The sequence below is a fragment of the Beutenbergia cavernae DSM 12333 genome (genome assembly GCF_000023105.1).
In the GTDB taxonomy this organism is placed as follows: Bacteria; Actinomycetota; Actinomycetes; order Actinomycetales; family Beutenbergiaceae; genus Beutenbergia; species Beutenbergia cavernae.
Map to the genome: position 1 here is coordinate 4,231,323 of NC_012669.1, position 14,188 is coordinate 4,245,510.

The following is a 14,188-nucleotide window of genomic DNA, read 5'->3' on the forward strand; positions in this document are numbered from 1 at the left end:
GGCCCCTCGCACGATGGCACGACGGCGGACGGCTGACTAGGGTCGACCGGAGCGAGGACTCCGGAGCGAGGAACGCGCGCAGGAGGATCGCCACCGAGCCGGAACCGAGCGCGACCAGCCCAGCGAGCCAGGAGTACGGGATGAACCTGCAGAAGATCGTCACGACGTTGTCCGTGCTCGCGGCAGGGTTCGCCGTCTCCAAGGTGCTCGAGCTCGTGTGGCGCAAGGCGACCGGCCACAAGCCGCCGAAGGGTGACGAGGAGGGCGCGAAGCTCGGTGAGATCGTCGCGTACGCGGCGCTCAGCGGAGGGCTCGCGGCGCTGGCACAGGCCGGGACGTCGCGCGCGACGGCGAAGTGGCTCGGATCCGCGGAGCCGGCCCGGAAGGACTAGGCGTGACGGCGGTCAAGCGGGTCCAGGTCACCTTCGACTGCGCCGAACCCGAGCGCGTGGGCCTCTTCTGGTGCGAGGTGCTGGGCTATGTCGTCCCGCCGCCGCCGGAGGGTTTCGCGAGCTGGGACGAGTTCGATCGCACGCTGCCGGCCGAGAGCCAGGGCGCGGCGTTCGCCTGCGTCGATCCCTCAGGTGTGGGCCCGCGGCTCTACTTCCAGCGCGTTCCCGAGGGGAAGGTCGTCAAGAATCGGGTGCACCTCGACGTGCGGGTCGGGACCGGGCTCGTGGGTGCCGAGCGCCTCGCCGCGCTCGAGGCCGAGTGCGCGCGGCTGGTCGCGCTCGGCGCGACGCGTGTGCGGCTGCTGCCTGCCGACGGCGGCGAGGAGTCGACGATCGTGATGCAGGACATCGAGGGCAACGAGTTCTGCCTCGACTGAGGACCGCCTGGCAGCCGTCGCCCAGCGGTCGCTCGGCGGCCGTCACCTACCGCCCGTCGTCGTCCTCGGCCGCGCCACGGCTCGTGCGCCGCACGTTGGTGTTCTCGGGGTCTGCCGTGGCCACGTTCGCGACGCGCGCGAGGTCGTCCGTGAGCTCGTCGACCACGAGGAGGTCGGTGCGCACCCGCCCGGTGCGGTAGCCGGCCCGGCCGACCATGTGGGCGGACACGGGCGCCGTGATGAGCTGGAACAGGACGATGAGGAGCAGCGTCCACCCGACGGCCCCGATCCTCAGCTGCACGGCGAGGCCGACGACGAACAGCACCAGGCCGAGCACCTGCGGCTTCGTCGCGGCGTGCATGCGGGACAGCAGGTCCGGGAACCGGGCGATGCCGATGCCCGCGACCATGACGAGGAAGGCGCCACCGAGGAAGCAGATGGTGGCGACGACGTCGGCGATCGTGTCGGTCACGACTCCTCCTCCTCGACGTCGGAGCCGCGCGCGTCGGCCCGTTGCCGCTCTGCCTCGATCTCTTCGGCCGTGAGGATGCGACGCTCCTCGTCGGACTCCGTGGCCGCGAATCGAGCGATCGATACCGAGCCGACGAAGCCGACCAGGGTCAGGACGACCATCACCGGCACCAGGTCCGTGCGGTGCGTCCACGCGGAGACGAGGATCATCGTGGCGAGCACGGTGGCGACGAGGACGTCGACGGCGACGATCCGGTCGAGCATGCTGGGGCCGCGCTCGATCCGGGACAGGGCGAGCACCGCCCCCACGGTGACCATGAGGCCGCACGCGACCATCACCCAGACACTCATGGCGCCGTCACCTCCGTCGAGCGACGCGACCGACGCACGAAACGGCGCGGCGGCAGCCCGGCACGTTCGATCTCCTCGTCGGACGCGAGCGCGTACAGGACCCGGCGCTCCTGGCCGAGCACCGTCGCCCGCGCCGCCTCGAGCCCGCCCGCTGCCGCGGCGTCGAGGACGTGCACGTACAGCGTGCCCGTCACGCGGTGCGCCTCCACGATGATCGAGCCCGGCACCAGGGAGCAGAGCTCGGCGGTGAGCGTGAGGTACAGGTCGGAGCGCGAGAGCAGGGGCACCCGGATCACGGCCCCGCGAGGCTCGTGGCGCCGCAGCGCGACGGATGCCACCTGGGCGGAGGCGACGACGACGTCGACTGTGAACCGACCGAGGAGCACGAGGAGGCCCGGCAGGTACACGCGGCCGGAGAACTCCACGGCCGGGAGCGGCAGGACGCGCGTCACGATGACGGCGATCAGGGCGCCGGCGAGGACGTTCGCGAGCGTCAGGTCGCCCCAGAGCAGGATCCACACGAGCGTCAGCCACAGGATGTGGGCCCACCGGGTCCGCAGGAGCCGGCGGTCGCGCGCGGGCGGGCGCGGGTACGGCGACGGTGTGCGTCCCATCAGCCTTCACCCGCCTCGGACGACTGCCCCTCGCCGCGGTCGCCGTGCACGAGCACCGCGTCCACGTACGGGGAGCGGGCGCGCAGATCGGTCGCGGCGCGGTCCGTGTAGTCGAAGAGCGGGCCGGCGACGACCGTCAGGGCGACGCTGACGGCGACGATCGCCGCCGCGGGGCCGAACATCGTGCGCGGGGTGTCGCCCTGCGGCAACCCCTCCGGCGCCTCCTGCCAGAACGCCTTGTTCCAGGCCTTGATGATCGCGTAGAGCGTGAGGAGGCTGGTCAGCAGACCACCCGCGACCAGGGCGTACGCCAGCGGGGTCCCGAGCTGTACACCTGCCTGGAGCAGCCCGAGCTTGCCGAGGAACCCGGAGAGCGGTGGGATCCCGGCCAGGTTCATGGCCGGCACGAAGAAGATGATCGCGAGGGCGGGCGCATACTTCGCGAGGCTGCCCAGCTTCTCGAGCGACGTCGTCCCGCCCCGCCGCTCGACGAGCCCCGACACGAGGAAGAGCGCCGTCTGCACGGTGATGTGGTGCGCGACGTAGAAGATCGCCGCAGCGAGCCCCGCCTGGGACGACAGCGCGATCCCGAAGATCATGTAGCCGATGTGGCTGACGAGCGTGAACGACAGCAGACGTTTCAGGTCCTCCTGCGCGACGGCGCCCACGATCCCCACCACCATCGTGAGCAGCGCCGCCCACAGGAGCAGCGTGTCGAGACGGCCGTCCGGGAAGAGGAGCGTCTGCGTGCGGATGATCGCGTACACGCCCACCTTGGTCAGCAGGCCGGCGAAGACAGCCGTCACGGGCGCGGGCGCCGTCGGGTAGGAGTCCGGCAGCCACGCGGAGAGCGGGAACACGGCCGCCTTGATGGCGAAGGCCAGGAGCAGCATGACCTGCAGGACCAGCTGCACGCCGGGATCGAGCTCGCCGAGCCGCACCGAGAGCTGCGCGAGGTTGAGCGTGCCGGTCGCGGAGTAGATGAGGGCGATCGCGACGACGAACAGCACCGACGAGAGCAGCGAGACGACGACGTAGATCGTGCCCGCCCGGATGCGCTCGCCCGTGCCGCCGAGAGTGAGGAGCACGAAGCTGGCCCCGAGCAGGATCTCGAAGCCGACGTAGAGGTTGAACAGGTCGCCGGAGAGGAACGCGTTCGCGACGCCCGCGGAGAGCACGAGGTACGTCGGGTGGAACACGGCGACCGGGGCGCCCTCGTCGCCGTCGGCGATGCCCTGCCCGAGCGCGTAGAGCAGCACGCCGAGCAGCACGATCGCCGCCACCACGAGCATGAGCGCCGACAGGCGGTCCGCCACGAGGGCGATCCCCACCGGGGCGGCCCAGCCGCCGACGTTGACGACGAGCGGCCCGGAGTCCGAGAGCACGAGCAGCGCGATCGACGTCACGAGCATCGTCGAGATCGCGACCACGCTGATCAGCCCCTGGAGGCGGGGGCGGCGCACCTGGGTCAGGGCGAGGCCCGCCGCGATGAGCGGGATCACCACGGGGAGCGGGACGAGCCAGTTCATCGTCGTCCCTCCTCGGCGTTGGCAGCGATCTCGGCGGCGGTGAGCTCCTCGGTCTCGTCGCGCACCTGCGCGGCCTCGAGGTCGACGCTCGTCGTCGCGTCGTCCGTCCGGGGGTCGAGCTCACCGCGCTCCGCGCGACGCGCGATCCGACGGTCCTCGAGGTCGTCCTGGACCTCGTCGTGACCGTGCAGCTGCCACGAGCGGTACGCCATCGCGAGGAGGAACGCCGTGAAGCCGAGTGTGATGACGATCGCTGTCAGCACCATCGCCTGGGGCAGCGGGTCGCTCATCTCGTCCTCGGGTCCGGAGCCGAGCAGCGGCGGCCCGCCGGCGGCACCTCCGGCGACGAGCAGCAGCAGGTTCGCCCCGTTGCCGATCAGTGCCACACCGATGAGCACGCGCGTGAGGCTGCGCTCCAGCAGCAGGTACACGCCCGTGCCGAACAGCACGCCGATGACCACGACGAGCACGAGGTTCGGGCTCATGTCGATCACGTCGCACCTCCGTCGTCGCGGGTCGTGTTCGTGCCTGCCGGCGCTCCGGCGAGGGCGGAGTCGCCGTCGTCGTCCGCGTCGTAGGCGACGTCCGGCGCGGCGCTCCCCTCGGTCTCCCCCTGCCGGTCGATCTCCGCGCCGAGCGTGCGGAGCACGTCGAGGGCGAGGCCGATGACCACGAGGTAGACGCCGATGTCGAAGAACAGGGCGGTGGATCCGTGGAGCTCCCCGAGCGGGCCGAGGTCGACGTCGAGGACGGCGGACTGGAGCACCTGCCCGCCGAACAGCACCGGGACGAGTCCCGCGCCCGCGGAGAGGAACAGGCCGCTGCCCAGCAGGAGGCCGGGGTTGATCGGGGCCGCCTCTGCGAGCTCGTAGCGGCCCCCGGCGAGATAGCGCACCACGAGCGCGATGCCCGCGACGAGCCCGGCGGCGAACCCGCCGCCCGGCGCGTTGTGGCCGGAGAAGAGGAGGAACACCGAGAACACGATCATCGTGTGGAAGACGAGCCGGGTGGTGATCTCGAAGATGACCGACCGGCGTTCCGGTGCGAGGGTGGCGCCGGCCGTGAGCCACTGCCGGTTGCGCTGACCCTCCGCCGCTGGTGCGTCGGAGCCGCGCAACCGGGCAATCTGCTGCATCAGCCGGCCGGACTCCTCGCCGGCCCAGACGCCGCCGAGGTCCGACGAGGCGACGTCACGAGCCCGCTCGATCCGCCCGCCGCGCAGGCGCCGGAAGACGAGCGAGGCGACGCCGGTCGCGGCGACCAGGAGCACGGAGATCTCGCCCATCGTGTCCCAGGCGCGGATGTCGACGAGCGTGACGTTGACGATGTTCTTGCCGTACCCGTACTCGTACGCCTCGGCCGGGAAGTACACGGAGATGGGCGCCTCGATGCGCGCCGTCGGGATGATGAGCGCGAGGAAGGCGAAGAACGCCCCGACGAGCACGCCGAGGGCGGCGCGCCACCACCGGCTCGCGGCGAGCGGGCGGTTCGAGAAGTACGGCGGGAGCCGGCGCAGCACGAGGACGAAGACGACGAGCGTGATCGTCTCGACCAGCACCTGGGTGAGCGCCAGGTCGGGGGCGCCCTGCAGCTCGAACAGGACCGCGACGCCGTACCCGCAGGCCCCGAGGAGGAGCACCGCCTTCATCCGCCGGCGGGAGCGGGCGGCGAGGATCGCGCCCAGGATCACGATGACGCCGACGACGAGCTGGACGGGCGTGTCCCAGGGGCGCACCGGGCCGGGCGTGCGACCGGAGGACAGCGCGGCCCAGCCGCCGACGACGACCCCGGTGAGCAGGATGATCGACAGGTACATCGGCAGCGAACCGCGCTGGGTGAAGCTCGTGATGTAGGCGGAGGCACGGTCCAGCCGGCGCATCGTCTGCCGGTAGGCGACGTCGGCGTCGAGGACCAGCTCGACACGGCCCTGTGCGGCCTCCACCCTGGTGCGCGCCACGAACAGCAGCGCGCCGAGGACGAACACGGCGAGCGTGAGGACGACGGGCCACCCGAAGCCACCCCAGAGCGTGAGGTGGCCGGGGTCGCCGGTCGGATACGTGTCGGCGAACGGCTCCAGCAGGCGCTCCCCGAGAGCGGGCACCAGACCCGCGGCGAGGCCGGCAACGGCGAGCACCGTGGGGGCCGCGAACATGGGCCAGGCCTCGCGGTCGACCTCCGTGTCGGCCAGGTCCTTCTTGATGCCGAAGGCACCCCACCAGAACCGCAGCCCGTACGCGACGGTCAGGATCGAGCCGAGCACGACGACGGCGAGCAGCATGATCGAGGTCGGGTCGCCGTCGTGCACGAATCCCTCGAGTGCCGCCTCCTTCGCGACGTAGCCGGCGAACGGGGGCAGCCCGATCATCGAGGCGGTCGCGAGACCGGCGACGACGGCGAGGAAGGGTTGCGTACGGACGAGGCCGGAGAGCTGGCGCAGGTCGCGCGTGCCGGCGGCGGCGTCGACGATCCCGACGCTGAGGAAGAGCGCCGCCTTGAACATGGCGTGGGCGCCGAGCAGGGCGAGGCCGGCGAGCGCGACGGCGCGACTCGGTTGGCCGACCAGGAGGATGAGGAACCCGAGCTGGCTCACGGTGCCGTAGGCGAGGAGGAGCTTGAGGTCGTGCTGGCGCAGCGCCCGGTAGCCACCGAGGATCATCGTGGCGGAGGCGAGCACGAGCAGCGTCCACTGCCAGGCCGGCAGGGTGGAGTACCCCGGGGCGAGCCGGGCCACGAGGTAGACGCCGGCCTTGACCATGGCCGCCGCGTGCAGGTAGGCGCTGACCGGGGTCGGGGCGGCCATCGCCGACGGCAGCCAGAAGTGGAACGGGACGAGCGCCGACTTGCTCACGGCCCCGACGAGGACGCACACGATCGCGATCGGGAGGAGCGGTGACTCGGGGGCGGAGGCCACGAGCTCCGTCAGGGAGTACGAGCCGCCCGGCAGCTCGCCGAGCATGACGAGACCGGCGAGCATGACGAGGCCGCCGAACGTCGTCACGATGATCGCCTGCATGGCCGCGCGGCGAGACACCTTGCGATCGAAGTAGTGGCCGATCAGCAGGTAGGAGAAGACGGTGGTCAGCTCCCAGAACGCGTACAGGGCGAAGGTGTTGTCGGTCGTGACGAGGCCGAGCATGGCGCCGGCGAAGGCGACGAACACCCCGGCGAAGCGGGGCAGGTTGCTGGCGCCGGAGGCGAAGTACCAGGCGCAGTACAGGAGCACCAGCGCGCCGACGCCACCCACGATCAGGACCATGAACCAGCCGAGGACGTCCAGGCGGAACGACAGGTCGATGCCGAGCGCCGGCACCCAGGACGTCGTCACGACCGGGGCGTCCCCGGCCATCACCGCAGGGGTCTGCGCGAGGGCCCACACGGTCGCGGAGAGGGGGGCGAGGGCGAGAACGGCGAACATGCGCCGCCCCCACAGGCGCACCAGCACAGGGCCGACCAGGGCCACCGCGAGGTGGACGGTCAGCAGCTGCAGCATGGGCGTCCCCGTCGTTCACGTGGAGGTCGGACGTGTGAAGTTGGCGGTCGTGGACTCGATCTCGGCCGCGGACACGCCCGGCGGGTACGCCGTCACCACCCTTGCGGGTGGTACGTGACACGGTCCGACGATCGTACCAAGGGCTCGGTGGTGGCCTGCCCGCGCATCCTCTCAGCGGGACGGCGTCGAGCGGCTCAGTGGGGCGACCTCGAGCGGCCCGCGGGCGACGGGGTCACGCGGCCGCCGCTCGGGGAGACTGCGTGCCTTCGTTGGGGTCCTCCCGCTCCCGGCGCGGCCCCGCGCCGGGAGCCTCCTGCCGCTCCCGGCGCAGGTTCGCACCGGCGGGAGCATCGCGACGTGCCCACGTGCCATCGATCGCGCGCCGGCGGACCACGCCCGACGGCGTCGTCCAGCTCGTCGAGCCATCGGCTTCCACGCTGAGCCGATGACCGGCGCGGGTCTTTAGGAGGTGATGCCGTCGACACAACGGCCGCAGGTTCCAGGCATCCGTCGGCCCCAGCGGAAAGGAGACCACGTGGTCCAGGTCGCACGACGTCGCCGGTACGGAGCATCCGGGCGCGACGCACGTGCCGTCGCGAGCACGCACGAGCCGCGCGAGCGCCGCCGGCGGGTGGTACGTCTCGCGTCCCGCGTCCCACTCAGTCGCCGCGCCTGGAACAGCTGTTGCGCGACGCCAAGCCTCGAGCTCCGCGTCGGTCACCACGACCCGGACCAGGCCCTCGGCCGCTAGCGCCCGAGCCGTCGCCGGATCGACCGCACCGTACCCGGTCAGCAGCGGCACAGGCTCCGGCGGTGCGGGCTCATCCTGGGCGCCGCCGAGCGCGCCTGCCGCGGCGCCGTCCTTCCCACCCGCGACCTCGCCCGCATCGTCCGGAAGACGACTCGGCCAGAGGTCCTCGGCGACGTCGTGCGCCGTCCCGACCCAGTCCTGCCCGCTCAGCGTCGCGACCGAGACACTGAGCTCGAGCCTGGCGGCCGGCCCGCTGAACCGGAACGACTCCACCTCCGGGGACTCCGAACGAGGGGGATGCTTCGGTTCCCTCGACGTCGTCGATTCCCGCTCACTCTTCCCCGCACGCGGGCCGGACGCCCCCAGAGCATCCCCCGCACGCGGGCCCGATTCCCGCACAGCCTCCCCCGCACCCAAGCCCGACGCCGGCACATCCTCGTCGGCGCCGGGACCAGGCGCACGGCGTCCGGCGGCGTCCCCAGCCTCCGGCGACGTCGGAGCTCCTCGATGCTCGACCGACCCCTCGGGCCCGATCCGCCCCTGCGCGAGCGCCTCAGCGCCGAGCGCCGCCAGGGCATCCGCCCGGAGCTGCTCCAGCGTGCGGGAGTCGCCCGCCGCCCGCTTCGCGCGAGCCGCCGCCTCACACGCGGCATAGACACCGGCGGCCTGCGCCGCGGTCAGTACGGCTGACAGCCGAGCCATCCCGTCCGGAAGCACGCGCACGCGCTCCACGCACCGCCTGCGCGCTGCTCGCTCGTGCCGCTCCGAGGCACCCTGCGGGTCGACGCGCACGACTGCGCGCTGGATCGCCGTCGCCACCTGGCGCTGCGAGAGCGTGGGCGCCTCGGGCAGCACCTCGTCGCACACCGCGAGGACTACCGGCAGATCCTGCTCGGCCAGCGCGTCGACGAACTCGCGCGCCTTGCCGGCGTCGATCACTCCGGCCTGGAGGGCGACACCGACGTTGCCCAGCTTCCCCGCGAGCAGCTCGCCCTCCGCGATCCATCGAGCGGCCGCCATGCGGGAGACCCCCACCCGGACCGCGATCTCGTCCCCGGCCACCGACGGCACGGACACGCGACGCCGGAGCTCCCGCCAGTCGGGCGTCTGGGAGGGACGCCGAGCCAGCGCCGCCGCCCACGCTCTCTTCGCCCCGGCCGCCCGAGCCTCCACGGCGGCCCAGCCCGCGACCACGTCGAGCACCTGCGCATCCGAGAGCGATCCGCCGTCGTGCTCCGGCAGCGCATCCAGCGAGGCCAACGCGGCGAACTCTTCGACGCCGACAGGCTCCGGCTGGAGGCCGTCGCTGACCGCCGCCGTCACATCCGCTCGCGTCTCGAACATGTGATCGATTCTGGCATGCACATCCGACATCGCGTCGTCAACTATCCACAGGCACGACACCCCGCCCTGCGCCCACTAGGTTGGGCTCCGCACGAGGCGAGGGGGACCGATGAGCCGGGACGACAGGCGCTTCCGCCCTGCCTCGGACGACGACGACGAGTACGCCGTCGGTGACGACTACGCACCTGCTCCCCCGCCCGGCTCAGCCGACCCGACCGACCCGCCCCGTGCGACCCCGCCCGTCTCGCCCAGCCCGGAACGCGAGCTCCCCGACCCGGCCGCCGCCACGGAACCCGCGGCACCGGCGACGCCCGCACTGCCCTACGCGACCCCGATCCCCATCCCGCCGCCCGGCGCCGCGACGCCGCCCGGCGGGCCGCCATCCGGCGCTACCCCGCCCGCCGGCCCACCATCCGGCGCGGCCCCGCCCGGTCCGAGCCCGTACATCCCGTCTCCCGCCGGCGGACCCTCCCCGACGCGCAAGCGCACCTCCGCCCAGGTCGGCTGCGCCGTCGCCGTCGCGTTCTTCGCGCTCATGGCGGTGATCGTGATCGTCATCGGCGCGATCGCCGGGAACGGGGACGGGGACGACGACGCCGCCGCTACCCCACCCGGCGTCGACTCGCCGCCGGACCTGGACGTCGCCTGGATCCGGTACACGGACGACATCGCCGCCGGCGTCCCCGCCGTGTCCAACCTCCTCCCGACGACCGACGGCTCGTTCGGCGGTGACGCCGTCCTCGACGCGGGGAGCACCTGGCTGATCCGGTTCGGCAACAGCGCCGGCGAAGGGCGGCTCCTCGTCGCCGTCGACCCGGCCACCGGAGAGACCGCCTGGGAGACCACCTTCGACGACGCCCTCGACATCGTGTGCGACGCCCGGGCGGCCGACGCCACCGTCATCTGCCTCAGCGAAGGCGCCGACGGCGCCTACACGGGCCACGTGCTCGACGCGGCCACGGGCACCGCACGCACCAGCTGGCCGGCTCCCGGAGTGACGTCCGTCGCGTTGATCCACCTCACCGGCGACGGCGTGATCGTGGTCGGGGACGCCGATCCGGCTCCGCACGCCCGCCTCGCCTTCCTCGGACTGGACGGCGTCGAGCGGTGGAGCCTCGACGTCGCGGACCTGGAGAACGCGGATCTCCTCTTCGACGACTTCCTCGCCCAGGACTTCTCCGACGAACCCACCCTCACGATGGAGCGCACACGCTGGCGCGACCTGCCCGAGGGGCACGTCCTGCTGTGGTCGACGCCCGGCGTGGCGCTCATCGACACGGCGAGCGGCGCCGTCGTCGTCCATGAGTGCCTGCGGGCCACCGCCCAGGGCGAGGCGTACTACTGCGTGGCGGACGACGGCGTCCAGCGGCGTGGTCTCGACGGTTCCGTCGTGTGGACCACACCGGGGGTGGACCTCGCGTTTCCCGCGGACGTCGGGCACCACGACCCGATCGCGATCAACGACCAGGCCCAGCTGTTCGCGTTCGACACCGAGACCGGCACGCTCGGCGACGTGCTGTACGACGTCGACCCGGCCACCGACTGGCTCGGGCCGAGTGCCCTCGGCAACGAGGAGTGGACGGTGGTGGAGACCCCGCGCACGCTCGTCGGGGTTGCGACCGGGTCGACGACGGCCGCCTGGACCTACGACGCCACGGATCGGATCTGGGACACGGTGCTCGTGGGCGACGCCGTCGTCGTCGACACGTCGGGGACGTTCGTCGGCCTCGACGCCGCCACGGGCGACGTGCTGTGGGAGCGCGGACGGTCCTACGACAACACCGGCTACAACGTCCAGGGCATCGGCGACGACCTCGTGCTGTCCGGGCTCGACGGCCTCACCGCCTACGACCTGCCGTAGCCGGGCCGGGCGCGGCGGGCCACGCCGGGCCGGGCCGGCGAACGCGGCACGCGCGACCCCCGTCCGGGCGCCCCGGCGCCCCAACCGCCAGGATGTCCGCATGGGAGACGTCAGCGGGATCGCGCTCATCGTGGCGCTCGGCGTGGCTGGTCAGGTCGGCGCGAAGGCCCTCCGCGTGCCGTCGATCCTCCTGCTGCTCACGCTCGGCCTGCTCGCCGGTCCGGTGCTGGGCTGGCTGGACCCGGACGCGATCTTCGGCGAGGCCCTGTTTCCGCTCGTCTCGATGGCCGTCGGGCTCCTGCTCTTCGAGGAGTCGCTCAAGCTCGACTTCGCCCGGCTCCGCGGTGGCGCCCGCCGCCCGGTGATCGGCCTGGTGACGGCAGGAGCGCTGCTCACCGGCATCGGCGCGACGGTCGTCGCGCACCTCGTTCTCGGCCTCGCGTGGTCGCAGGCGGCGGTGATCGGCGCCATCCTCATCGTGTCGGGACCCACCGTCGTCGGGCCGCTGCTGAAGATCATCCGCCCCAAGCAGCCGCTGGAGTCCGTGCTCGCGTTCGAGGGCATCTTCATCGACCCGATCGGTGCCGTCCTCGCCCTCGCCGTCGCGAACGTCGCGCTGCACGCCGAGGCGACGCACCTCGGGCTGACCGCCCTGTCCGGCCTGGGGATCGGTGCGGCGGCGGCCCTGGTGCTCGTCCTGCTCATCCGGACCGGTCTCGTGCCGAAGGAGACCGAGGTGATCCTCGCGCTGGCGTTCGCGCTCGGCGCCTACACGGTCGCCGAAGGGCTGCACGACGAGGCCGGCCTGTTCGCGACGACGGCGCTCGGCGCGGCGCTCGCGAATCAGCGGATCGCGCGCACCGAGCCGCTCCACGAGTTCGGTTCCCACCTCGGCCTGCTGCTCGTCGGAGCCCTGTTCATCATCCTTGCTGCGCGCGTCGACCTCGACGCACTCGTGCGCTACCTCCCCGCGACGCTCGGTGTCGTCGCGGTCCTCGTCCTCGTGCTGCGCCCGCTCGTCGCCGCTGTGTCGACGCTCCGGAGCACGCTCACGCCACGCGAACGGATGATGGTGGGCTGGATGGCGCCGCGGGGCATCGTCGCGGCGTCCACCGCATCGGTGTTCGCGCTGCGGTTCGACGACGCCGGGCAACCGTTCCCGCAGCTCGTGCCGGTCGTGTTCGGCGTCGTGCTGCTGACGGCGATCGTGTACGGGCTCACGGGCGCGCCGGTGGCACAGGCGCTCGGCGTGCGCTCCAGCGGCGCCGAGGATCTCGACGACGACGGCGTCGCCGTCGTCCCGGCTCCCGCCGGTCGTGTGTGAGGGCGCGCTCCCGGCCACGACCGCCTCAAGAGGCGTCGCCCTCGCCGTCGCCGCCGAGCGTCTGGGGGTCGACGAGGAACCCGTCCTCGTCGAGCACCTCCCCGCCGACGGCGTCGTGCAGCGCCGCAGCGGCCCGCTCCATGCGCACGGCCACGGCCGCCCGCCGCTCCCGGTCGAGCAGGCTGAGCCGGCCGCCGCGGCGCACGTCGTCGTCGGCCTGCCACCGCAGCTCGTACGAGATCACGCCGGCCGCCGTCCACGGCGCGAACCGCACGGCCGGCGGCACGACCTCCGCACCCTCGACGGTGACGACGACGGCGTCGGGCGAGGACGTGGATCGCCACAACGCCGAGTAGCCGTCGAGCACGTCACCGGTGGCGCGGGCCGCCGCGTCGACGCCGTCGAGCGCTTCCTGGATGCGCGCCCGCTCCGCCGGGTCGAGCGTGGGCAGACCCGCCTCGGCAGCGGCGCCGAGCCACGTCGGCGGAGCGGTCGTCCCAGGCTCGGGGAGCACGTCCAGGCCCGGCAAGGTCTCCGCGAGGACCCGTTCGAGCGCCGGCGGGTCCAGCCACACGGGCGCGTGGACGGCGAGGTCCACCGCCGAGTCGGCGTCCGGCACGAGCACCGGGCCGGGCGCGAGCCGGACGGCACCGGCGAGCCGCCGCGCCGCCGCGAGGAGGAAGTCCAGCACGTCGCGCTCCACGCCCTGCGGATGACCTCCGGGGAACGCCTCGAGCAGGTCGCCGAGCCGCGAGAGCTCCGGCGGAGGGGGCGCCGAACGGTCCGGGGTCACCCGGGTGAGGTACGCCCGGGCGGCCCACGGGGGCAGATCCAGCGTCGCGCGGACGTCCGCGGGGCACACCCACGGCCCGGTCAGCATCGCCGCCGACCCGAGCCACAGCACACGGTGGCCCGCGTCGTCGACCCAGCCCGCGCCGTCGAACCGGCTCAGCGCGAGCGCCTCGACCTCGTCGTCGGTGACGTCGTCGGCGACGACGAGAAGGTGGTGCGGCGCCGCGATCTCGGCGTCGAGCGTCGCGCTCACTCGACGTGCGTCCGGTGGAACTTCACGTGGGACCGGGACGCCGTCGGACCCCGCTGCCCCTGGTACCGCGACCCGTCGGCCCCCGAGCCGTACGGCCGCTCGGCGGGGCTCGAGAGCCGGAAGAAGCACAGCTGCCCGATCTTCATGCCGGGCCACAGCATGATCGGCAGCGTCGCGACGTTCGAGAGCTCCAGCGTGACGTGGCCCGTGAACCCGGGGTCGATGAACCCCGCTGTGGAGTGCGTGAGCAGGCCGAGCCGACCGAGCGAGGACTTCCCCTCGAGACGCGCCGCGACGTCGTCGGGCAGCGTGATCGTCTCGTGCGTGGAGCCGAGCACGAACTCGCCCGGGTGCAGCACGAACGCCTCGTCCGGGTCGACCTCCACGAGGCGGGTCAGCTCCGGCTGGTCCTCGGCCGGGTCGATGACGGCGTACTTGTGGTTGTCGAACAGCCGGAAGTAGCGGTCCAGCCGGACGTCCACGCTCGACGGCTGCACCATCGCGTCGTCGAACGGGTCGAGGGCCACACGTCCCGAGCCGATCTCGGCCCGGATGTCACGGTCGGAGAGCAGCACGCGC

13 protein-coding genes are annotated in these 14,188 nt (G+C 72.9%); 4 read left to right on the plus strand and 9 right to left on the minus strand.

What is annotated here, in order from left to right:
* The first annotated feature begins 140 nt into the window (after positions 1 to 140).
* Positions 141 to 392 carry a DUF4235 domain-containing protein gene (locus BCAV_RS23070; RefSeq protein WP_015884290.1) on the plus strand — a complete coding sequence of 84 codons (252 nt, stop codon included), beginning with the start codon at positions 141 to 143 and terminating at the stop codon, positions 390 to 392.
* Positions 393 to 394: 2 nt separating this feature from the next.
* Positions 395 to 829 (plus strand): VOC family protein, encoded by a 435-nt coding sequence (locus tag BCAV_RS19195; RefSeq protein WP_015884291.1) that lies wholly within the window; start codon positions 395 to 397, stop codon positions 827 to 829.
* Positions 830 to 875: 46 nt separating this feature from the next.
* Here the strand turns inward: BCAV_RS19195 and mnhG are convergent, their stop codons facing one another.
* The 7 genes from mnhG to BCAV_RS19230 all read right to left on the minus strand — a co-directional run bounded on the left by mnhG (position 876) and on the right by BCAV_RS19230 (position 9,379).
* Complete coding sequence (gene mnhG, locus BCAV_RS19200; RefSeq protein ID WP_015884292.1) at positions 876 to 1,301, minus strand: monovalent cation/H(+) antiporter subunit G; 426 nt, start codon at positions 1,299 to 1,301, stop codon at positions 876 to 878.
* On the minus strand, positions 1,298 to 1,651 hold the full coding sequence (locus BCAV_RS19205) for an MrpF/PhaF family protein (protein WP_015884293.1): 354 nt from the start codon (positions 1,649 to 1,651) through the stop codon (positions 1,298 to 1,300). Before BCAV_RS19205 ends, mnhG begins: the two co-directional genes overlap by 4 nt.
* Positions 1,648 to 2,265 carry a Na+/H+ antiporter subunit E gene (locus BCAV_RS19210; RefSeq protein ID WP_015884294.1) on the minus strand — a complete coding sequence of 206 codons (618 nt, stop codon included), beginning with the start codon at positions 2,263 to 2,265 and terminating at the stop codon, positions 1,648 to 1,650. The genes BCAV_RS19205 and BCAV_RS19210 overlap by 4 nt, the downstream gene beginning before the upstream one ends.
* Positions 2,265 to 3,794, minus strand: a complete 1,530-nt coding sequence (locus BCAV_RS19215) for a Na+/H+ antiporter subunit D (RefSeq protein ID WP_015884295.1) — start codon at positions 3,792 to 3,794, stop codon at positions 2,265 to 2,267. The genes BCAV_RS19210 and BCAV_RS19215 overlap by 1 nt, the downstream gene beginning before the upstream one ends.
* The gene (locus BCAV_RS19220) at positions 3,791 to 4,279 is read right to left on the minus strand and encodes a Na(+)/H(+) antiporter subunit C (RefSeq protein ID WP_050761937.1); all 489 of its coding nucleotides are present in this window, start codon (positions 4,277 to 4,279) and stop codon (positions 3,791 to 3,793) included. Before BCAV_RS19220 ends, BCAV_RS19215 begins: the two co-directional genes overlap by 4 nt.
* A 5-nt stretch (positions 4,280 to 4,284) precedes the next feature.
* Complete coding sequence (locus BCAV_RS19225; protein ID WP_015884297.1) at positions 4,285 to 7,284, minus strand: Na+/H+ antiporter subunit A; 3,000 nt, start codon at positions 7,282 to 7,284, stop codon at positions 4,285 to 4,287.
* A gap of 232 nt (positions 7,285 to 7,516) precedes the next feature.
* On the minus strand, positions 7,517 to 9,379 hold the full coding sequence (locus tag BCAV_RS19230) for an HNH endonuclease signature motif containing protein (protein WP_015884298.1): 1,863 nt from the start codon (positions 9,377 to 9,379) through the stop codon (positions 7,517 to 7,519).
* Positions 9,380 to 9,488: 109 nt separating this feature from the next.
* Here BCAV_RS19230 and BCAV_RS22810 point away from each other — a divergent pair, with 109 nt between their 5' ends.
* Entirely contained in the window at positions 9,489 to 11,240 is a 1,752-nt protein-coding gene (locus tag BCAV_RS22810) for a PQQ-binding-like beta-propeller repeat protein (protein ID WP_015884299.1), read from the plus strand.
* Positions 11,241 to 11,340: 100 nt separating this feature from the next.
* Positions 11,341 to 12,564, plus strand: a complete 1,224-nt coding sequence (locus BCAV_RS22815) for a cation:proton antiporter (protein ID WP_015884300.1) — start codon at positions 11,341 to 11,343, stop codon at positions 12,562 to 12,564.
* A gap of 25 nt (positions 12,565 to 12,589) precedes the next feature.
* Here the strand turns inward: BCAV_RS22815 and BCAV_RS19245 are convergent, their stop codons facing one another.
* Positions 12,590 to 13,609 carry a hypothetical protein gene (locus BCAV_RS19245; protein ID WP_015884301.1) on the minus strand — a complete coding sequence of 340 codons (1,020 nt, stop codon included), beginning with the start codon at positions 13,607 to 13,609 and terminating at the stop codon, positions 12,590 to 12,592.
* A complete protein-coding gene (gene dcd / locus BCAV_RS19250) occupies positions 13,606 to 14,184 on the minus strand; it encodes a dCTP deaminase (RefSeq protein WP_015884302.1) in 579 nt (192 codons plus the stop codon). The genes BCAV_RS19245 and dcd overlap by 4 nt, the downstream gene beginning before the upstream one ends.
* Positions 14,185 to 14,188 lie beyond the last annotated feature (4 nt).